This window comes from Paractinoplanes atraurantiacus, assembly GCF_900215205.1.
Taxonomy (GTDB): domain Bacteria; phylum Actinomycetota; class Actinomycetes; order Mycobacteriales; family Micromonosporaceae; genus Actinoplanes; species Actinoplanes atraurantiacus.
On sequence record NZ_OBDY01000001.1, the window covers coordinates 1143104 to 1161289 of the forward strand.

17 protein-coding genes and 2 pseudogenes are annotated in these 18186 nt (G+C 71.8%); 14 read left to right on the forward strand and 5 right to left on the reverse strand.

Going from position 1 to position 18186, the window contains the following annotated elements; translation table 11 throughout:
- Positions 1 to 42: 42 nt before the first annotated feature.
- Complete coding sequence (rpmB, locus tag CRP55_RS05485; protein ID WP_097318353.1) at positions 43 to 234, reverse strand: 50S ribosomal protein L28; 192 nt, start codon at positions 232 to 234, stop codon at positions 43 to 45.
- 157 nt (positions 235 to 391) lie between these two features.
- Here rpmB and CRP55_RS56440 point away from each other — a divergent pair.
- From CRP55_RS56440 to CRP55_RS05505, 4 genes and pseudogenes are all read left to right on the forward strand, one after another.
- Positions 392 to 1093: pseudogene (locus CRP55_RS56440) on the forward strand (DAK2 domain-containing protein); the annotation flags it as partial.
- Between the two features lie 732 nt (positions 1094 to 1825).
- Positions 1826 to 2755, forward strand: a pseudogene (locus CRP55_RS56445) (fatty acid kinase subunit FakA-related protein); the annotation flags it as partial.
- The gene (gene recG / locus CRP55_RS05500) at positions 2752 to 4935 is read left to right on the forward strand and encodes an ATP-dependent DNA helicase RecG (RefSeq protein WP_097318356.1); all 2184 of its coding nucleotides are present in this window, start codon (positions 2752 to 2754) and stop codon (positions 4933 to 4935) included. The pseudogene CRP55_RS56445 and the gene recG, both read left to right, overlap by 4 nt.
- Positions 4935 to 5282 carry a DUF952 domain-containing protein gene (locus tag CRP55_RS05505; protein WP_097318358.1) on the forward strand — a complete coding sequence of 116 codons (348 nt, stop codon included), beginning with the start codon at positions 4935 to 4937 and terminating at the stop codon, positions 5280 to 5282. Before recG ends, CRP55_RS05505 begins: the two co-directional genes overlap by 1 nt.
- 122 nt (positions 5283 to 5404) lie before the next feature.
- On the opposite strand, the gene CRP55_RS52785 is transcribed toward CRP55_RS05505, so the two are convergent.
- Entirely contained in the window at positions 5405 to 6484 is a 1080-nt protein-coding gene (locus tag CRP55_RS52785; protein WP_179855016.1) for a hypothetical protein, read from the reverse strand.
- A gap of 340 nt (positions 6485 to 6824) precedes the next feature.
- On the opposite strand from CRP55_RS52785, the gene rsmD reads away from it, so the two are divergent.
- The 9 genes from rsmD to mutM all read left to right on the forward strand — a co-directional run bounded on the left by rsmD (position 6825) and on the right by mutM (position 13095).
- Positions 6825 to 7388, forward strand: a complete 564-nt coding sequence (gene rsmD / locus CRP55_RS05520) for a 16S rRNA (guanine(966)-N(2))-methyltransferase RsmD (protein WP_097318364.1) — start codon at positions 6825 to 6827, stop codon at positions 7386 to 7388.
- On the forward strand, positions 7385 to 7864 hold the full coding sequence (gene coaD, locus CRP55_RS05525; protein WP_097318367.1) for a pantetheine-phosphate adenylyltransferase: 480 nt from the start codon (positions 7385 to 7387) through the stop codon (positions 7862 to 7864). The genes rsmD and coaD overlap by 4 nt, the downstream gene beginning before the upstream one ends.
- A gap of 81 nt (positions 7865 to 7945) precedes the next feature.
- Positions 7946 to 8443 carry an ATP synthase subunit B family protein gene (locus CRP55_RS05530; RefSeq protein ID WP_097318369.1) on the forward strand — a complete coding sequence of 166 codons (498 nt, stop codon included), beginning with the start codon at positions 7946 to 7948 and terminating at the stop codon, positions 8441 to 8443.
- A gap of 104 nt (positions 8444 to 8547) precedes the next feature.
- Positions 8548 to 9111, forward strand: coding sequence for a YceD family protein (locus CRP55_RS05535; RefSeq protein WP_097318370.1), 564 nt, complete (start codon positions 8548 to 8550; stop codon positions 9109 to 9111).
- Positions 9112 to 9114: 3 nt separating this feature from the next.
- Positions 9115 to 9288, forward strand: a complete 174-nt coding sequence (rpmF, locus tag CRP55_RS05540) for a 50S ribosomal protein L32 (RefSeq protein WP_097318372.1) — start codon at positions 9115 to 9117, stop codon at positions 9286 to 9288.
- Positions 9289 to 9399: 111 nt separating this feature from the next.
- Positions 9400 to 10311, forward strand: a complete 912-nt coding sequence (locus CRP55_RS05545; RefSeq protein WP_342751520.1) for a phosphate acyltransferase PlsX — start codon at positions 9400 to 9402, stop codon at positions 10309 to 10311.
- A gap of 2 nt (positions 10312 to 10313) precedes the next feature.
- Positions 10314 to 11075 (forward strand): ribonuclease III, encoded by a 762-nt coding sequence (rnc, locus tag CRP55_RS05550; RefSeq protein ID WP_097318378.1) that lies wholly within the window; start codon positions 10314 to 10316, stop codon positions 11073 to 11075.
- On the forward strand, positions 11072 to 12229 hold the full coding sequence (locus CRP55_RS05555) for a mannosyltransferase family protein (protein ID WP_097318379.1): 1158 nt from the start codon (positions 11072 to 11074) through the stop codon (positions 12227 to 12229). The genes rnc and CRP55_RS05555 overlap by 4 nt, the downstream gene beginning before the upstream one ends.
- Positions 12230 to 12240: 11 nt before the next feature.
- Positions 12241 to 13095 (forward strand): bifunctional DNA-formamidopyrimidine glycosylase/DNA-(apurinic or apyrimidinic site) lyase, encoded by an 855-nt coding sequence (mutM, locus tag CRP55_RS05560; protein ID WP_097318382.1) that lies wholly within the window; start codon positions 12241 to 12243, stop codon positions 13093 to 13095.
- On the opposite strand, the gene CRP55_RS05565 is transcribed toward mutM, so the two are convergent.
- From CRP55_RS05565 to CRP55_RS54360, 3 genes are all read right to left on the reverse strand, one after another.
- Complete coding sequence (locus CRP55_RS05565; protein WP_097318384.1) at positions 13049 to 13618, reverse strand: spherulation-specific family 4 protein; 570 nt, start codon at positions 13616 to 13618, stop codon at positions 13049 to 13051. The genes mutM and CRP55_RS05565 overlap by 47 nt on opposite strands.
- Before the next feature lie 183 nt (positions 13619 to 13801).
- Positions 13802 to 14998 carry a hypothetical protein gene (locus CRP55_RS05570; protein WP_245922794.1) on the reverse strand — a complete coding sequence of 399 codons (1197 nt, stop codon included), beginning with the start codon at positions 14996 to 14998 and terminating at the stop codon, positions 13802 to 13804.
- Positions 14999 to 15561: 563 nt separating this feature from the next.
- Positions 15562 to 17442, reverse strand: coding sequence for a DUF3492 domain-containing protein (locus tag CRP55_RS54360; protein ID WP_245922795.1), 1881 nt, complete (start codon positions 17440 to 17442; stop codon positions 15562 to 15564).
- A gap of 486 nt (positions 17443 to 17928) precedes the next feature.
- Here CRP55_RS54360 and CRP55_RS05585 point away from each other — a divergent pair, with 486 nt between their 5' ends.
- A complete protein-coding gene (locus CRP55_RS05585; protein WP_097318386.1) occupies positions 17929 to 18123 on the forward strand; it encodes a hypothetical protein in 195 nt (64 codons plus the stop codon).
- The last annotated feature ends 63 nt before the right edge of the window (positions 18124 to 18186 follow it).

The window sequence follows — 18186 nt, forward strand, 5'->3', positions numbered from 1 at the left end:
CCCTCCGGCCGGTGGCCGAAGGGCTGGTGGGACGAACTCAGGTCAGGCGCGAGTGACCTTGCCGGCCTTGATGCACGACGTGCAGGCCTTGACCTTGCGGGTCGTGCCACCACCGGCGGGGGTGCGCACAGACTGGATGTTCGGGTTCCAGCGGCGGTTGGTCCGCCGGTGCGAGTGGGACACGTTGTGGCCGAAGCCCGGTCCCTTGCCACAGACGTCGCACACGCTAGCCACGGGTAACTCCTGGGTCGAAACGAAAACTGAAGGCGCCCAGCGAGCATGGCCGCAGGCAACCCGGCAAGGTTACATGATGCCCGGGCGAGTCGGCGAATCGGTCGCCCCCGCTCGCGGCGCCCCGGCAATTGTCAGAGGTGGTTAGTACGATTTTCGCGTGCTCGAGACCCTGGACGCCGCCGCCGTCCGCCGCTGGTGCGGCGTCGGCCTGCGCGCCCTGCGGGCCCACCAGCACGAGATAGACGAGCTGAACGTCTACCCCGTCCCCGACGGCGACACCGGCACCAACCTGGTGCTCACCCTCACCTCGGCCCAGGAAGCGTTGGAGGCTGTCGAGGCTCGAGAGGCTCATGGGGCGCTCGGCACTTCGACTGACACGGACGGCACCCGGACTGACATGGACGGCACGCCGGCCGCCCTGGCCGGGGTGGCGGACGGCACTCCGCTCGCGCGGGCCATGCGGCGGATGGCCCGGGGCGCGCTGCTGGGGGCGCGCGGCAACTCCGGGGTGATCGTTTCGCAGATCCTGCGGGGCATGGCCGACAGCCTCGCCGCGTCGGCCGCCGTGCGCGGCGGCGAGCTGGCTCGGGCGCTGAGGTCGGCCTCCGAGGCCGCCTACGCGGCGGTCGCCCGCCCGGTCGAGGGCACCGTGCTCTCCGTCGTGGCCGCCGCCGCCGAGGCCGCCGGCCGCATAAAGTCCGACGACCTGCTGGCCGTGGCCCGCGCCGCCGCCCGCGCCGCTTCCGAGGCCCTGGCCCGCACCCCGCAGCAGCTACCCGCCCTGGCCCGGGCGGGCGTGGTCGACGCCGGCGGCCGCGGCCTCTGCCTCCTGCTGGACGCCCTGGTCGAAGCTCTGACCCCAGCCGCCGCCACCCCGCACGACGACCAAGTTGCTGAGCCGAACAACAATCCCGCCCTCACCAACAGACCTTCCCCCAACGGCACACCCAAGCCCAGCGACATACCTGCCCCCGCGGCCGGCCTTTCGCCCGATGCCGACCTTTCGCCCGCCGCCGGCCTTTCGCCCGCCGCCGGCCTTTCGCCCGCCGCCGGCCTTTCGCCCGCTGCCGGCCTTTCGCCCGCTGGCAGCCCCTTGCCCGGCGACGACCCCTCGCCGGCCCACAGCCCTGCACCGGTCCACAGCCCTGCGCCCGGCGACGGTTCTTCGTTCGCTGGCAGCCCCTCGCCCGGCGACGACTCCTCGCCGGCCCATAGCCCTGCGCCCGGCGACGACTCCTCGCCGGCTCACAGCCCTGCGCCCGGCGACGACTCCTCGCCGGCTCACAGCCCTGCGCCCGGCGACGGCTCTTCGCCCGTCGTTAGCCCTTTGCCCGGCGACGGCTCCCTGTCCATCGGCGGCTTGAGGGCAGGCGGCGGCTCCCTGTCCACCGGCGGCTTGAGGGCAGGCGGCGGCTCCTCTCCCGCAAGCAGCCCTTTGCCTGGCGGCCCCTCGCCTGCCGGCAGCCCCTTGTCCGGCGGCGGTCCCTTGCCTGTCGGCAGCCCTTTGCCCGGCGGCGACCCCTCTCCCGGCCGTATGGGCGAGACGCGCGGCGATGCCGGCGTCCGCGAGTCCGGGCCGGGCGAACGCGAGGGCGAGGGCGAGTACGGCTACGAGGTGCAATATCTGCTTGAGGCCGAGCCGGAGGCTGTCGACGGGCTGCGGCGGGTGCTGGACGCCCTGGGCGACTCCCTTGTCGTGGTGGGCAGCGGCGGGCCGGGGCCGCAGACCTGGAACGTGCACGTGCATGTCGGCGCGCGGGGGATCGGGCCCGCGGTCGAGGCCGGTGTCGAGGCCGGGCGGCCGCATCGGATCAGTGTCACGCCGCTCGACGATCGTGGGCACGGGCCCGGTGAGGCCGAGCGGCCCGCCAGCGGGCGCGGAGCCGTCGTCGTCGCCGCCGGTGAGGGGCTCACCTCTCTGTTCGAGGCCGAAGGGGCCACCGTCGTCGGGCGCAACCCGTCGACGCGGGAGATGCTCGAGGCGATCACCGCGTCCGGGGCCCGGTGCGTCGTGCTGCTGCCCAACGACGCCAACACTCATGCCGTCGCCGTCTCGGCCGCCCGGGAGGCCGAGGCCGCCGGGGTCCGGGTCAGTGTCGTGCCCACGCGATCGCCCGTGCAGGCGCTGGCCGCTCTCGCCGTGCGTGATCCGGGGCGGTCCTTCGCCGACGATGTCATCGCCATGGCCGAGGCCGCCGGCGCCTGCCGCTACGGCGAGGTCTGCACCGCCCAGCGTGACTCTCTCACCGTCGCCGGGCCCTGCCGGGCCGGTGATCTGCTCGGGCTGGTCGACGGTGAGGTGCACGTGATCGGTGACGACGTCGCCGCGGTCGGTCTCCAACTGCTCGACCGCATGCTCGGCGGCGGTGGCGAGCTGGCCACCGTCGTGCTCGGCGCCGACGCGCCCGACGGCCTGGAGGAGAAGCTGCGGTCGTACGTGACGCGGGCCTGGCCTTTTGTCGAGCTGCACAGCTACGCCGGCGGGCAACCCCGCTATCACCTGCTGGTTGGAGTGGAATGACCACCATCGACACCCCGCTCGAGAAGGTTCTCGGCGCCAAGACCGCCAAGGCCCTCGCCGACCATCTCGAGCTGCACACCGCCGGTGATCTCGTCTACCACTTCCCGCGCCGCTACGACGAGCGCGGCGAGCACACCGACATGCGCGGCCTGCAGATCGGCGAGCAGGTCACCCTCCTCGCCCAGGTGCAGGGCATCGCGGTCAAGCCGATGCGGCAGCGCCGCGGCAACATGCTCGAGGTCACCATCGGCGACGGCTCCGGCGCCACCCTGACCTGCACCTTCTTCAACCAGGCGTGGCGCGAGCGGGAGCTGCGCAAGGGGCGCTGGGGGCTGTTCGCGGGCAAGGTGACCGATTTCCGGGGCAAGCGCCAGCTCAACGGCCCGGCCTATCAGCTGCTCAGCGCCGACGCCACGCAGGACGAGGCGGCCGAGGAGATCGAGGAGTTCGCGGGCGCCCTCATCCCGGTCTACCCGGCCGCGCAGGCCGTGCCGACCTGGGTGATCGCCAAGTGTGTGCGGACCCTGCTCGACACGTTCGAGGCGCCGCCCGATCCGCTGCCGGCCCCGGTGCGGGCCAACCGCAACCTGATCGGCATCGGCAAGGCGCTGCATGAGATCCACCGGCCGAGCTCGCAGGAGTCCCTCCAGGTCGCGAAATACCGCCTCAAGTGGGACGAGGCCTTCGCCGTGCAGGTGACCCTGGCGCAGCGCCGCAAGAAGGCCGCGGAGTCGCCGGGACGGGCCCGGCCCCGTAAAGAGGGCGGCATTCTGGCCAAGTTCGACGCCGGTCTTCCGTACGAGCTGACCGACGGCCAGCGCAGCGTCGGCGAGGAGATCGCCGCCGACCTCGCCCAGGCCCACCCGATGCACCGGCTCCTGCAGGGCGAGGTCGGCTCCGGCAAGACGCTCGTCTCCGTACGGGCGATGCTCCAGGTCGTCGACGCCGGCGGCCAGGCCGCCCTCCTGGCGCCGACCGAGGTCCTGGCCACCCAGCATTTCCGGGGCATCAGCGCGCAGCTGGGCGCGCCCGGCCGGGCCGGCGAGATCGACGGCGATCCGGCCGGCACGCAGCTCACCCTGGTCACCGGCTCGCTCGGCGCCGTCGCCAAGAGGAACGCGCTGGCCAAGGTCGCCGACGGCACGGCGGGCATCGTCGTGGGCACACACGCTTTGCTGTACGAAGGTGTCGACTTCCACGATCTCGGACTGGTGGTCGTGGACGAGCAGCACCGGTTCGGGGTCGAGCAGCGCGACGCGCTGCGGGCCAAGGCCGCCACCCCGCCCCACGTGCTGGTGATGACGGCGACGCCGATCCCGCGCACGGTCGCCATGACCGTCTACGGCGACCTCGAGACTTCCGTGCTGTCGCAGCTGCCGCGCGGCCGTTCGCCGATCGCCTCCCACGTGGTGCCGCCCGAGAAACCGGCCTTCCTCGACCGGGCCTGGCGCCGTCTGCGCGAGGAGGTCCAGGCCGGCCATCAGGCGTACGTGGTCTGCCCGCGCATCGGCACCGGCGCCAACGAGGAAGAGGAGGAGCCACCGGGCGACAACGAGCCGGCCCGGCGCCCGCCCCTGGCCGTCATGGAGGTGGCGCCGATCCTCGAGGAGGGCCCGCTGCACGGCCTGCGGATCGCCGTGCTGCACGGCAAGCTCCCGGCCGACGAGAAGGACGCGGTGATGCGCCGTTTCGCCGCCGGCGACCTGGACGTGCTGGTGGCGACCACGGTCATCGAGGTCGGCGTCGACGTCCCGAACGCCACCGTCATGGTGATCATGGACGCCGACCGGTTCGGCGTCTCCCAGCTCCACCAGTTGCGCGGCCGCGTCGGCCGGGGTTCGGCGGCCGGCATCTGCCTGTTGGTCACCGAGTCGGTGGAGGGCACGGCGGCTCGCGAAAGGCTGGACGCCGTGGCTTCCACCACCGACGGCTTCAAGCTCTCCGAGATCGACCTGGAGCAGCGCCGCGAGGGCGACGTCCTGGGCGCCTCCCAGTCCGGCAAGCACTCCCACCTGCGCCTGCTGTCCCTGCTGCGCGACACCAAGCTCATCACCGACGCCCGAGCCGAGGCCGCCGACCTGGTCGGCGACGACCCCGACCTGTCGAAATACCCCGCCCTGGCCGCCTCGGTGGCCGCGTTCGTCGACGAGGAGCGGGCCGAGTACCTGGAGAAGGGCTGATGATTCTGCACATCGTTCCCCGCGCGGCGTGGGAGGCCGCCCAGGCGGCCGGCGTCTATGAGGGCGACACCCTGGCCGTCCAGGGCTTCATTCACTGTTCCACCGAGCGCCAGGTGCATCGCCCGGCGACGGCGCTGTTCCGCGGTCGCGACGATCTCCTGCTGCTGGTGATCGACGAGTCCCGCCTGCCGGTGCCGCTCACCTGGGAGCAGGGCGATCCGCCCGATCCGGACGGGGACCTGTTTCCGCACCTGTACGCGCCCCTGCCGCTGGAGGCGGTCACGCATGTCAGGAAATATCACCCGCAGTCGGACGGAACATTCGCTCCGCCCGACAATCTCGTCTGACCTGGGCAAATAGCAAAGGGCGCGCCGGCTTCGGTCGGCGCGCCTTTTGCGTGGGACAAAGAAAGAGCGCGCCGACCGAAGTCGACGCGCTCTTTCTCAGGAGTAGTTCCCCTGCCTGGTTATCAGGCGGTGAACTTCAGCTTGCGACGGCGAGCCATGAAGAACAGGCCTCCACCGATGGCGAGCAGCAGAGCCGCGCCACCCGCGATGGTGCCCGCGGCGGCACCCGTGACGGGCAGGCCGCCACCGCTGCCACCAGCGGCGCAGTCGGCCGGCTTGGTGTAGTCGATCTGGGTGAAGTCCGAGTAGGTCTCACCGTCGATGGTGACGGTCAGCGTGACCTTGACCCAGAAGCCCTCGGTGGCGCTGAACTTCTCGGTCTTCTTCTCGCCCGGGGCGACGGTGATGCTGCGCTTCTCGCCCTTGCTGGTCTCGTAGTCGATCTTCCACTCGACACCGTCGGCGGGGTTGTCGATGCCGACCGTGATGGTGTCACAGTCCTCTTCGACGATCGGCGTGAACTCGCCCGGCTCGTTGGTGGTCGACGGGGTCGGAACCGGCAGCTCCGGCGTCTCGGACGGGCTCGGCGTCGGCTCCGTCGTGGCCGGGGTGGTGGCCGGCGGCGTGGTGGGCTCCGTGGTCGGCGGCGTCGTCGGCGGAACCGTGGTGGGCTCCGTCGTCGGCGGCGTGGTCGGAGGAGTCGTCGGCGGCGTGGTGGGAGGCGTCGTCGGCGGGGTCGTCGGCGGCGTGGTGGGCGGGGTGGTGCACCGGTTCGGCTTGTAGACCTTCGCGGTCTTCGGCCGGTCCTTGTTGGTGTAACCGTCCGTCCACGCCAGGACGACCTTCAGCTCCACCCAGTTGACCGAGGTGCTGACCTCGCTCGCCCCGTGCAGAGCCGGACCGTTGTGACGGCCCTCGGCCTTGGCGACGACGTCGCCGACCTTGACGCCGGTCACGTCCACCGGCTGGCCGTTCGAGGCCTTCGCCGAGAGCACCGTGATGTTGGCGTCCAGCTTGTAGTCGTTGGCGATCGACCAGTCGATGTCCCAGGTCTTCTCGCCCTTGATGCACGAGGTGTCGCCTGAGAGGACGGGGGCGTGGGCGCTGGCGGGCGCGGTGAAAGCGAAGGCACCGGTCAGGCCGATGACCGCGCCGGCCAGGGCCGCGCTGGTCCGCCGAAGCTTGGTCTTAAGCAGGTTCACGCCTACTCCTGTTTGGGGGATCAACGGGATGCGGCGAGGAAGCGGCGGGCCGTCGCGCATTTAAGGCGATGGCCGTCGACGGCGCCTCCCCACGTCGTCGGCAAGCCTTGAAAAACGGCCTGCAACGAGCAGTGACCATAGCGACTAATACGAATCTGGGAAATCCCTCAGAGACAGCTAATGGTCTCGTTGCACAGTCGTGATCTTCGATCGACGGTACGGTACCGTCCCGTTGCTGAGAGTGGCGGAATTCTCGGGCATTCCGGCTACTCGGCGCCACCGTGCGGTAGACCGTGAAGTAGCTTCGACTCGTGCTCATCTCCGACCCGTTAGAGGCCGTATGACAAGGATCATCGCCGGGGCGCACGGTGGCCGGCGGCTGTCGGCGCCCGCCGGCGCGCAGACCCGGCCTACATCGGACCGTGTGCGGGAGGCGTATTTCAGCGCGCTCGATTCGATGATCGATCTTTCCGGCGTTCGCTTTCTTGATCTTTATGCGGGTTCGGGAGCGGTCGGCCTCGAGGCGATCTCGCGGGGTGCGAGTCACGCTCTGCTCGTGGAGGCGGACGGGCGGGCCGCCCGCACGATCCGGGACAACATCGTCGCGTTGCGGCTGGGTTCCTCGGCGCGGCTCGTCACCGGCAAGGTCGCGCAGGTCCTGGCCTCGCCGCCGGACGGCGGGCCTTATGACGTGGTCTTCGCCGACCCGCCGTACGCGGTGACCGACCGCGAGGTCACCGAGGTGCAGGCGGCGCTGGTCGAGCTCGGCTGGCTGGCCCCCGACGCGGTGGTGACCATGGAGCGCTCGACCCGGGGCGCGTCGATGAGCTGGGTGGACGGCATCACCGCGGATCGCAGCAGGCGTTACGGGGAGACCACTCTTTGGTACGGTCGCCGATCATGAGACGAGCGGTGTGTCCCGGCTCCTTCGATCCGGTCACCAACGGCCACCTCGACATCGTCGGGCGGGCCAGCCGGCTGTTCGACGAAGTGATCATCGGCGTGTTGATCAATCAGTCGAAAACCGGCCTCTTCACCATCGAAGAGCGCATCGAGATGTTGCGTGAGGCGACGTCTTCGTACGCCAACGTCCGGGTGGCCTCGTTTCACGGGCTTCTCGTCGATTTCTGCCGGGCTCAGGGCGCGGCGGTCGTTGTCAAGGGTTTGCGCGCGGTCAGCGATTTCGATTACGAGTTGCAGATGGCGCAGATGAACATCGGGCTCTCCGGCGTGGAGACACTGTTCATGCCGACGAACCCGCTGTACTCATTCCTGTCGTCGAGTCTCGTCAAGGACGTGGTGAAGTGGGGCGGCGACGCCTCGGCGTACGTACCGGACTTCGTCGGCGAGCGTCTGGTGACTCGGCTCAAGCAGAACTAGGGGGCGCCCGGCGCGCCGGTGCCTCCTGGAGCGGTCACACACGCAGTACCGTGAGCGAACCACGTGGAAAGGCAGGAACCGGTGGATCCGCTCGACCGTATCGACGAGATCATCGAGCTCGTTCAGGAATCGCGCTCCGTGCCCATGTCGCGGACGAATTTCATGTTCGACCGCAACGAGATGGTCGAGCGTCTCGACGAGCTCCGCTCCGAGCTGCCCAGCGAGCTGCGCAAGGCGGCGGCCGTGCTGGAGGAGCGCGACCGGATCATCGAGGCCGGCCGGCGCGAGGCCGACCGGATCATCAGCGAGGGTGAGACGGAACACGCCCGGCTCGTCTCGGTCAACGAGATCACGGTGTCGGCCGAGCACGAGGGCGCCCGGATCATCGCCGAGGCCCGCACGGAGGCCCAGCGCCTGCGTGAGGAGGTCGACGACTACGTCGACACCGCCCTGGCCAACTTCGAGCAGTTCCTGACCCGGGCGCTGGCCTCGATCGAGCGTGGCCGTGACAAGATGCACGCCCTGCGCGAGATCGGGAACTTCCAGGGGGAAGATAGTGAACGGCCGCTGCCGTTCTAAGCAGGGCAGGGAAGAGTTCCTGCGCGGGGGTAACCCCGGATTCGACGGTACGGCGGCAGCTCAGGTAACCTTTTCTGTCGGCCTACCCAGGCTGAGGAACAACGATGCCCAAGTCACCACAGAGTCACCTCGATCCCAGGCAGCCGCTCGTCGCAGACACGACGAAACTTCCGCGCCAGCCTGGTGCGACGCGTGCCCTCAAGCGGGTGATCCCGGCCCCGGCGGACCTCGGACTGGAGTTGCTCTCGGTTCCCGAGGGGTCTGACGTCGAGCTCGATCTCGTGCTCACGTCGGTCTCCGAGGGGGTGTACGTCAGCGGCAACGCCCGCGGCTCGCTGGTCGGCGAGTGCGGTCGGTGCCTCAACGAGATCAACGAGTCCTTCGAAGTCAAGATCGCGGAGCTGTTCGCCTACGAGGACAGCACCACGGAGGAGACGACGGACGAGGACGAGGTGGGCCGGATGCAGGGCGACCTGATCGACCTGGAGCCGGCTCTGCGGGACGCGGTGGTGCTGACCTTGCCGACGAACCCGCTCTGCCGACAGGACTGCCCAGGCCTGTGCCCCGACTGCGGGGTGCACTTCGACGACCTTCCGGCTGGTCACAGCCACGAGGAAGTCGATCCCCGCTGGGCCGCTTTGCGTAACCTAACGAATACCGAGGAGTAAGCCGTGGCCGTCCCCAAGCGCAAGATGTCGCGCAGCAACACCCGGTCCCGCCGGGCGAACTGGAAGGCGACCGCGGTGCAGACCGTGGCCTGCCCCCAGTGCAAGTCGCCGCACCTGCCGCACACCGCGTGCGGGGTCTGCGGCACGTACAACGGCCGTCAGGTCCTCGAGGTCTGAAGCCGCGCTTAGGTGACGCGCCCGATCATCGGGCGGGTCGCACCTGCGCAACGGCGTCCCGGTGCTTCGGTCTCCCCACAGCTAGCTGTCGGGGAGCCGGGCACCGCGCGGATCGCCGTCGACCTCCTCGGCGGGGACAGTGCTCCCGCCGTCGTGGTTGACGGCGCTCTGCGTGCCTGCCAGGCCGACCCCGCCCTTCACCTGTTGCTCGTCGGACCGGCCGAGGCCGCCGACGAGTTTCTTGATGCCTTCGACCCGGCCGAGCACGGCCGGGTCACTCGCATGCCCATAGCTCCCGGCGAGCGCGTGGAGAGCTGGGTCGAGTCCGGTGTCCGCTCCGCCGTGCTGGCCGTGGCACAGGGCGCGGCCGACGCGGTGATCTCGGCCGGCAACACCGGCGCCACCGTGACCTCGGCCGCGCTCGGCCTGGGCCGCTGGCCCGGGGTCCGCCGCCCGCCGCTGGCCGCCGTCCTCCCGACCGGCGCCGGCCGTCTCGTCCTGCTCGACGTGGGCTCGTCCGTCGACCCGGACGAGGAGACCATGGCCATGCACGCCCGGCTCGGCGCCGCGTACGCGTCGGTGGTGCACGGCGTCGCCGCGCCCCGGGTGGGCCTGCTCACCATCGGCACCGAGCGCGGCAAGGGCGACCGCCTGCGCCGCGCCCTCCCGCCCGCGCTGGCCGCCCTCGATCTGCCGGGCGGTGCCCGGTACGCCGGCCTGGTCGAGGGCAACGACGTCGTCTCCGGCACCGCCGCCGACGTCGTGGTGACCGACGGTTTCACCGGGAACATCCTGCTCAAGGGGCTCGAGGCGGCGTACGCCGAACTCGGGCCTCCCCTGACCGACGGCGCACCGCCCCCGCGCGCCGCCCTCCTGCTCGGCGTCGCCGGCACCGTGGTGGTCTGCCACGGCGCCGCGTCCGGGCCGGACGTCGCCGCGGGCATCGGGTTCGCCGCCGATTTGCACCGCCGGGCCGCCGTCGCGGCCATGGCCGACATGATCGAAGCACAACGAGGTGTCTGAAGATGAGTGATAAGCGCCGCCGGCCACCGACCCTGCCTCTGGAGGAGGCATTCGGCGTCCCGATCGAGCCCGCCCTGCTCGAACGCGCGCTCACCCACCGCTCCTACGCGTACGAGAACGGTGGCCTGCCGACCAACGAGCGCCTGGAGTTCCTCGGCGACTCGGTGCTCGGCGTCGTGATCACCTCGGCGCTCTTCCACAACCACCCCGACCTGCCCGAGGGGCAGCTGGCCAAACTGCGGGCGAGCGTGGTCAACATGCACGCGCTGGCCGACGTGGCCCGCGGCCTCGGCCCGGAAGGGCTCGGCAAGCACCTGCTGCTGGGCAAGGGCGAGGAGACGACCGGCGGCCGCGACAAGGCGAGCATCCTGGCCGACACGCTCGAGGCGCTGCTCGGCGCGATCTACCTGGACCACGGCCTGGACACGGCGGGCGAGGTGATCCACCGGCTCTTCGACCCGCTGATGGTCGAGTCGGCCAGCCGCGGCGCGGCCCTCGACTGGAAGACGAGCCTGCAGGAGCTGACCGCCGCCCTCGGCCTGGGCGTGCCCGATTACGTGATCGAGGACTCGGGCCCCGACCACGCCAAGACCTTCACGGCCTGGGTCGTGGTGGCCGGTGAGCGCTACGGCGGCTCCGAGGGCCGCAGCAAGAAGCAGGCCGAGCAGCGGGCCGCCGCGGCCGCCTGGCGGATCCTGACCGAGCGTACGGCCGAGCCGGACGGCGCCCTTCTCGACAAAGCGGAAGAAAAAGACACCGAGTGACTGTCGCGGCGGAACAGCGCCCTCGGCTCTGGAATGCCGCGGGCGCCTGGCGGGGCGTCGGCGTCGCGATCGGGATCTTCGCGCTGACCCGCGTGGCCCAACTGGTCATCCTGGGCTGGCTGGACGCCGCCTCCGACGATCCCATCGGGGTACGCAACCGGCTGCTCGTCTGGGACGCCGGCTGGTTCCTCAAGGTGGCCGTCAACGGCTACCCGCACGACTACACGTACGACCTGGCCGGCCGGCTCCAGGGCAACGAGCTGGCCTTCTTCCCGGTCTACCCGCTGCTGATCCGGGCCGTGTCCGCGGTCGGCATCCCGGCCTCGACCGCCGCCCTGATCGTCAGCTGGGTGGCGTCGGCCGGCATGGTGGTCGCTCTTCACCTGCTCGGCACGTCGCTCCACACCAAGCGGGCGGGCTGGGCCCTGGTCGCGATCTGCTGCACGGCCCCCGTCTCCATCGTCTTCTCCATGGCGTACTCGGAAGCGGTCTTTCTGGCTTTGGTCGCCGGCATGCTGGTCGCCGCACACCGAAAAGTGTGGTGGGCGGCCGGCCTGCTGGGTGTGCTGGCGGCGCTGACCCGCCCGACCGGTGCCGCGGCCGCGGTCGCCCTGGCGGTCGCGGCCCTGCTCGCCGTACGGGAAGATCGCAGGCAGGCGTGGAAGCCCCTGCTGGCGGCGACGGTCGCGCTGGCCGGGGTGCCGCTCTATCTGGCCTGGGTCGGGTGGCGCGTCGGTGATCCGGCGGCCTGGTTCCGGATCCAGGCGGCCGGGTGGGGCACCGCCTTCGACTACGGGGCCAGCACGGTGAAGTTCCTGGCCACCACACTGAGCACCGGCGACGGCTGGGTGCCGATCAGCGTGGCGATCATCCTCATCGCGGCGGTGGCCGCGGCCTGGGTGGCGATGGCCGGGAAGCCCTGGCCGCCGCTCGCCGTTTACGGATTGATCGCCATGGTGCTCGTCTACGGGCAGGCCGGTTTCTACCATTCGAAGCCGCGGCTGCTCGTCCCCGTACTGTTGACGCTGCTTCCCGCGGCGATCGCCGCCTCCCGGGCCCGGCCCCGGGTGGCGATCCTGTCGATCACGGCCTGGGCGGCGTTCGGCCTCTGGTACGGCGCCTACCTGGTCGCCGTGTGGCCGTACACGTTGTAAGGAGACGTCGAGTGCCCGAGCTGCCCGAGGTCGAGACCGTCCGGCAAGGCCTGGCCAAGTGGGTGACCGGCCGGACGATCAGGACCGTCGAGGTGCACCACCCCCGCGCGATCCGCCGGCACCTGCCCGGCGACGCGCACTTCATCGCCCTGCTGACCGGCCGGACCATCGTGGACGTGGCCCGCCGCGGCAAATACCTGTGGTTCCCGCTCGACTCGGGAGACGCGCTGATCGGCCACCTCGGCATGAGCGGCCAGCTGCTGATGCAGCCGGCCGACGCCGAGGACGAGAAGCACCTGCGCATCCGGTTCACCTTCACCGACGACGGCCCCGAGCTGCGCTTCGTCGACCAGCGGACCTTCGGCGGGCTGTCGCTGTCGGAGGGCGGCGCCGAGCTGCCCGACGAGATCGCGCACATCGCCCGCGACCCGATGGACCCGCTCTTCGACGACGAGGCGTTCGTGGCCCGGCTGCGCGGCAAACACACCGAGATCAAGCGGGCCCTGCTCGACCAGACGCTCATCTCCGGCGTGGGCAACATCTACGCCGACGAGGCGCTGTGGCGGGCCCAGCTCCACGGCGCACGGCCGACAGATCAATTGACCAGGCCGGCCGTACGCCGTCTCCTCGCGCACGTCCGAGACGTCCTCGGCGAGGCGATCGTGGCCGGCGGCACCAGCTTCGACGAGCTCTACGTCAACGTGAACGGCGAGAGCGGCTACTTCGACCGGGCGCTCAACGCGTACGGCCGGGAGGGCGAGCCCTGCCACCGCTGCGGCACGCCGATCCGCCGCGAGCAGTTCATGAACCGCTCGTCGTTCAGCTGCCCCCGCTGCCAGCCCCGCCCGCGAACGATCCGGCACTGATGTACGGGCTGGCGTCGGTGGCCAGCCCGAAACCGGCGCCGCGGCGGCCCATCAGCCGGCGGGCGGCGGTGAGCAGGGCGGTCGGCACGCCGTGCACGATGTGCCCGTCCCCCGGGCGTACACCGTCGCCGTCCCAGCTCTGATAGGCCTCCCAGGGGCCTTCGAACGTGCAGATCCGCACGCCGAGATCCCGGTAGAGCGGGTGCGTCGGCACGCCCGGGTTCAGCACGACCCGGTGCAGCCCGCGGCGGGCGGCCAGCCGGATGGTCAGCGCGACCGGCCCGACCCCGCCGGAACCGGCCGGGGCGCGGTCGAGGAAGAGTCCCTCGGCGCCGTCCTCACGCCAGGCGTCCACGTCGGCCAGCACGTCAGCCAGCGAGCGGCTGCCCCAGTCGAGGTCGATGCGGCCCAGCGACTGGTGCAGGCTGCGGCGCTCGCCCGGCAGATCCCGGACGATCCAGGTGTCACCGTCCAGCGGCAGCTCGGGCGACGGGTGCGCGTACGGGGGGAAGAGGGTCTTCACGGTGTTCTCCGTTCGGCGGCGGTGGTCACAGTGCTCGGCGTCGGGGCGGCGGTGCTCTTCGTTCGGGCGGTCTTTGTTCGGGCGGCGGTGGTCACGGTGTTCTGCGCTCTGGCGGCGGTGGTCACGGTGTTCTGCGCTCTGGCGGCGGTGGTTACGGTGCTCTCCCTCCGGCGGCGGCGGTGGTCACGGTGTTCTCCGTCCGTCGGCGGCGGTCATGGCGACGATGAGCAGGCCGGCCAGGTGGGTCGCGGCGAGCACGGCGACGGCGTCCGGCAGAGGGCCGGCCGCGGGCAGCGGAAGGATCGGGAGGGCGGCGACGGCCACCGGAGGCGCCGCGGCCAGAGTCGCGGCGAGGCCGGTGCGCCCGCGCGCGGCCAGCAGGAACGTGACGGCGAAGACGCCGCCGAGCAGGGTGCCACCGGCCAGGCCGAGCACGTCCTCCCCGGCGTCGGCGGGAAGCTGGTAGGCGCCGACGGCCAGGGCCACCCCGACGGCGAGCGGCGGCAGCAGCCCGGCCAGCGTGATCAGGGTGACGCCGCGGACGTGCTTGCGATATCCGGCCTGGTCGGCGGCGGTGTCGAGCCCGGCGTCGACCTGGTCGGTGTGCCAGCCGATCAGCGCCTCGAGAATCGGCACGGCCAATAGCAGCGGCAGCCAGAAGGGCGCGGTCGAGCCGGACGGCCCGGCCTGCCAGAGCAGGCCCACGCAGATCGCCTGGGACGCGCCGATCACCCCGAACATGCCGCCGCGCCGCAGCTCGGGCCGGGTCGGGCGGGGCATCCGGCCGCGCAGGCCGGGAATGACGACCGGCCGGAAGGCGCGCACGGCGGCCACCACGATCGCGGCCGGCAGCAGGGTGCCGACCGGCAGCCCACCGGCGACCGAGCCGCCGGCCGCTCCAGTCGGCCCGGCCGCTCCGGTCAGCCCGGCCGCCCCGGTCAGCTCAGTCAGCCCGGTCAGCTCAGTCAGTCCGGCCAGCCCGGCCAGCCCGGCCAGCCCGGCCAGCCCGGCCAGCCCGGCCAGGCTCGCCGCGGCGAGCAGCCAGCAGGGCAGGCTCCACCCGACCAGAGCCGCCTCGGAGCGGGTGACCACGGCGGCGGTCACGGTGGCCAGGCTGGCCAGGCCACCGAGACCGACGACCAGGGCCAGCCCTCGCTCGGGGCCGACCAGGGAGGCCGGGGCGACCCAGACCAAGGCGCACCACAGGGCGGCGACCGCGGCGAAGCCGTAGCCGACCAGCCGGGCCGCGGCGGACGGCCCGGCCTGCCGAGCGACCGCGGCGCCGGTGCTGGTCAGGGCCTGAGCGGCCGACCATCCGAGCAGGAGGGTGGCGATCGGCACCGGCCAGGCGACCCGCCCGAGCGGCTCGGCCGCGGCCACGGCGACGCTGAGCGGCCCTAGATAAAGAGCACAGCGAAGAAGAGCCGACCGCAGATAAGTACGCCGAACCGGCGCGCGCCGCGACCTCGGCTCAGCCGCCACCACACGGCGCGACCGCGGCTCAGCCCTCGGCGCGCGGCGTGAGCGCGGTTCGGCCACCGCCAAGAGGTGTGATCCAGGCTCGGCCGCCGGCGCACGGCGAGACCGCAGTTCGGCCTCCAGCGTGTGGCGTGATCCGGAGTCGGCCGCCAGCGCGTGGCGTGATCCAGGCTCGGCCGCCAGCGCGTGGCGTGATCCGGAGTCGGCCGCCAGCGCATGGTGTGATCCGAGCTCCGCCTCCAGCGCGGGGCATGATCCAGGATCGGTGGCCGGGGCGTGGGGCGGTCCCGGATCGGTGGCCGGTGTGGCTGCGGGAGCCCCGGGTGTCTCGGGCGCCTCGGGCAGGAGGCTGATCGCGTGGCGCGGGGGTGCCGGGACGCGGTGCCGCCTCTTGCGGGGCGTGTGGGTGCGCGGGCGCGCGGGGGTGACCGTCGTTTGTCCTTCCGGACGGGCGGGGGTGATCGTCATCTGTCCTCCCGGACTAGCCAGCGGAGTGTGACCGGCGGTTCCGACCGAGGTGCCGGCACCGCGAGAGCCAGTTCGAAGGCGGCGGCCGGCGGGGGCGCCGCGAGATCGGAGTAGAGGGCGCCGTACACGCGGACCACCCGGTCGTTCGTGAAGTGGGTGAGCGCGCGCCGGCGGGCCGCGTCGCCGAGCTGGCGGCGCCGCGACGGCGACCGCAGCAGATCGGTGACGGCGATCGCCAGCTCGGCCGGGTCGCCGGGCTGCACGAGCACGCCGGCGTCGCCCAGCGTCTCGGCGGCCGGGCCGACGTCGACGCCGACCACCGCGCGGCCCGACATCATGGCCTCGATCAGGCGGTACGGCGGGTCGGCGGGCCCGGGCACGTGCGCCACCACGTGCCCCGCGGTGTAACGATCACGCGGGTCGGCCGGCAGCGGGTGAAGCCGTACGGCCCGGCCCAGCCGCATCCGCTCGATCTGCTCGGCGCAGTGGTCCTCGTGGGCGGCGGTCACACCGACCAGATGCAGCACGGTCGACGGCACCGCGGCCACGACCTGCTCGAACGCGGCCAGCAGCGGGGTCAGCCCGCTGTCCGGTCCGCCGCTGCCCGCCCACACCACGGCGGGCTCGGTGTCGAGCTCGGCCGCGCCGGGATATTCCGACGGGTCGACACCGGCCGGCACCTGGACGAGCTTGGTCGCCTGGGCGCCGTGCCGCAGCGCCCAGCTGTGGTGATAGGCGCTGAGCGGGGCGATCAGCCCGGCCTCGGCATATCCGGTCCGGGCGACCGCCCCGCGGAAGCGGCGCAGCACCGTGCGGACGGCGGGGGAGAGCCGCTCCTCGTGCGGTTTGTGCCGGGCGACCGGCGTGCGGGCCTCGGTGAGCAGCAGCGGCGTCCCCGTCCGCCAGCGCCCGGCCAGCGCCGTGAGCAGCGGCGTCGTGCCACCCACGCAGTGCACCAGGTCGGCCTCGGGCATCGGCACGGTGAGCGCGCCGAGAGCGTGCCGCAGCAGCGTGGCCGCCGTGCGCGCGTCCCGCATGCTCAGCCGCCCCTCGGACCGCCACGCCTCGGCCAGCGCGTCGGCCAGCGGCAGCGAGGCCAGGATCGCGGGCCGCTCCGCCGCCAGCTCGGCGATCTGCCGCAACCCTTCGGAGAAGACGAGGTCGGCGGGTACGACCCCACCCTCGCGACCGTCTCCGGCTTCGGGGAAGCGGCCGTCCTCGGCTCCGGGGGAGCGACCGTTTCCGGCTTCGCGGGAGCGACCGTTTCCGGCTTCGCGGGAGCGGCCGTTTCCGGCTTCGCGGGAGCGGCCGTCTCCGGCTCCGCGGGAGCGGCCATCTCTGGCTTCGCGGGAGCGGCCGTCTAAAGCTTCGCGGGCTCCGCCCTCATGGACGCCCCACCCCTCGGCGGCCTCCTCGCCCTCGCGGCCGCCCCGGCCTTCAGAGCCCCAGCCATCACCGGGACCCAAGCCATTGCTCGGGCTCCGGGCTTCGCGCCGGCCGGGGTGGTCGCCCCTGTCGCCCGGTTCTCCGGGCTCGCGGGCGCCTCTGGTTCGGCTCTCGGTGTCCCGGTCGCCCAGCAGGCCCCTGCTGAGCAGGGCCGCGGCGGAGCGGACGCGGTCGTCGGAGTCGCCGCGGCGGCGTTCGGGGCGGGCGGAGGATCGGTCTATCGCGACGGCTCGGGCCGAGCGCACGTTGAAGGGCAGCGGGTACGCGGGTGCGGACGGCGGCTCGCGGTCCGTGACGGTGAGCAGTTCGAAGCGGAACCGGCGCAGCCCCTCGACGAGGGTGCGGCACCAACCGCTGAGCGCGTCCCGCCGGTACGGGTACCCGCCGCCGGTGAGCAGGCAGACTCGCTCTCGCGACGGGGTCGGATTCACGATGGGGGCAACGACGGACCGCCGCCGGGCGCGGGAGCGTGTCGGGTAGGCGACACAATTGGACGGTTTTCATCCGATTTGCCTACCCTTATGACAGTACTTGTCCGGATTCGCGTTTACCGGACCGTTTTGGATCTTTCCTCGCGCGCGCATAACGGCCGGACGGCCATATAAGCCCAGGTGAAGCCGTCAAGGTGGCAAGATTCACTCTCGCTCCGTGCCAGTGGCAGGCCCCACGGCTTGACGAGAGTTGGGTTCCGGCGGACTATGGAGAAGTCGCCAGTCGCGCCCACTCATGCCCTGTTTGGAATGGACAGCTCCAGCTGGACGTGAGGATCTGCACCTTAAGAAACACATCTGACGGTGCATAGCTCTGTGCTCATGCGTGCCCTTGAGCATAGATGCGCGGTGCACTGGGCGCGCGTAGCGCCGGCCTCTCCGGCAACGCTTTCCACAAGAAGAAGCACAGCTTCTCAAGGAGTCACCATGGCGAAGGCCCTCTTCGGCCACGTAGGTGCGGCGCCCGATCGGCGCCTGCTCGACGAGGTCACCCGACTGCGTTCCCGGGTTCAGTCCCTGGAGTTCGAGGTCACCCGCCTGCGGGCGGAAAATGATCGTCTCGCGGCGGCAGCCGCGGAGGCAGACGATTTCGCACGGCTGACCGAGCCGGCGCTGACCTGAGCCCTACGGCCGTCGTGACCCGGCGGCCCACTTGTCCCCTCGACGCACCCCCTGAAAAATGGC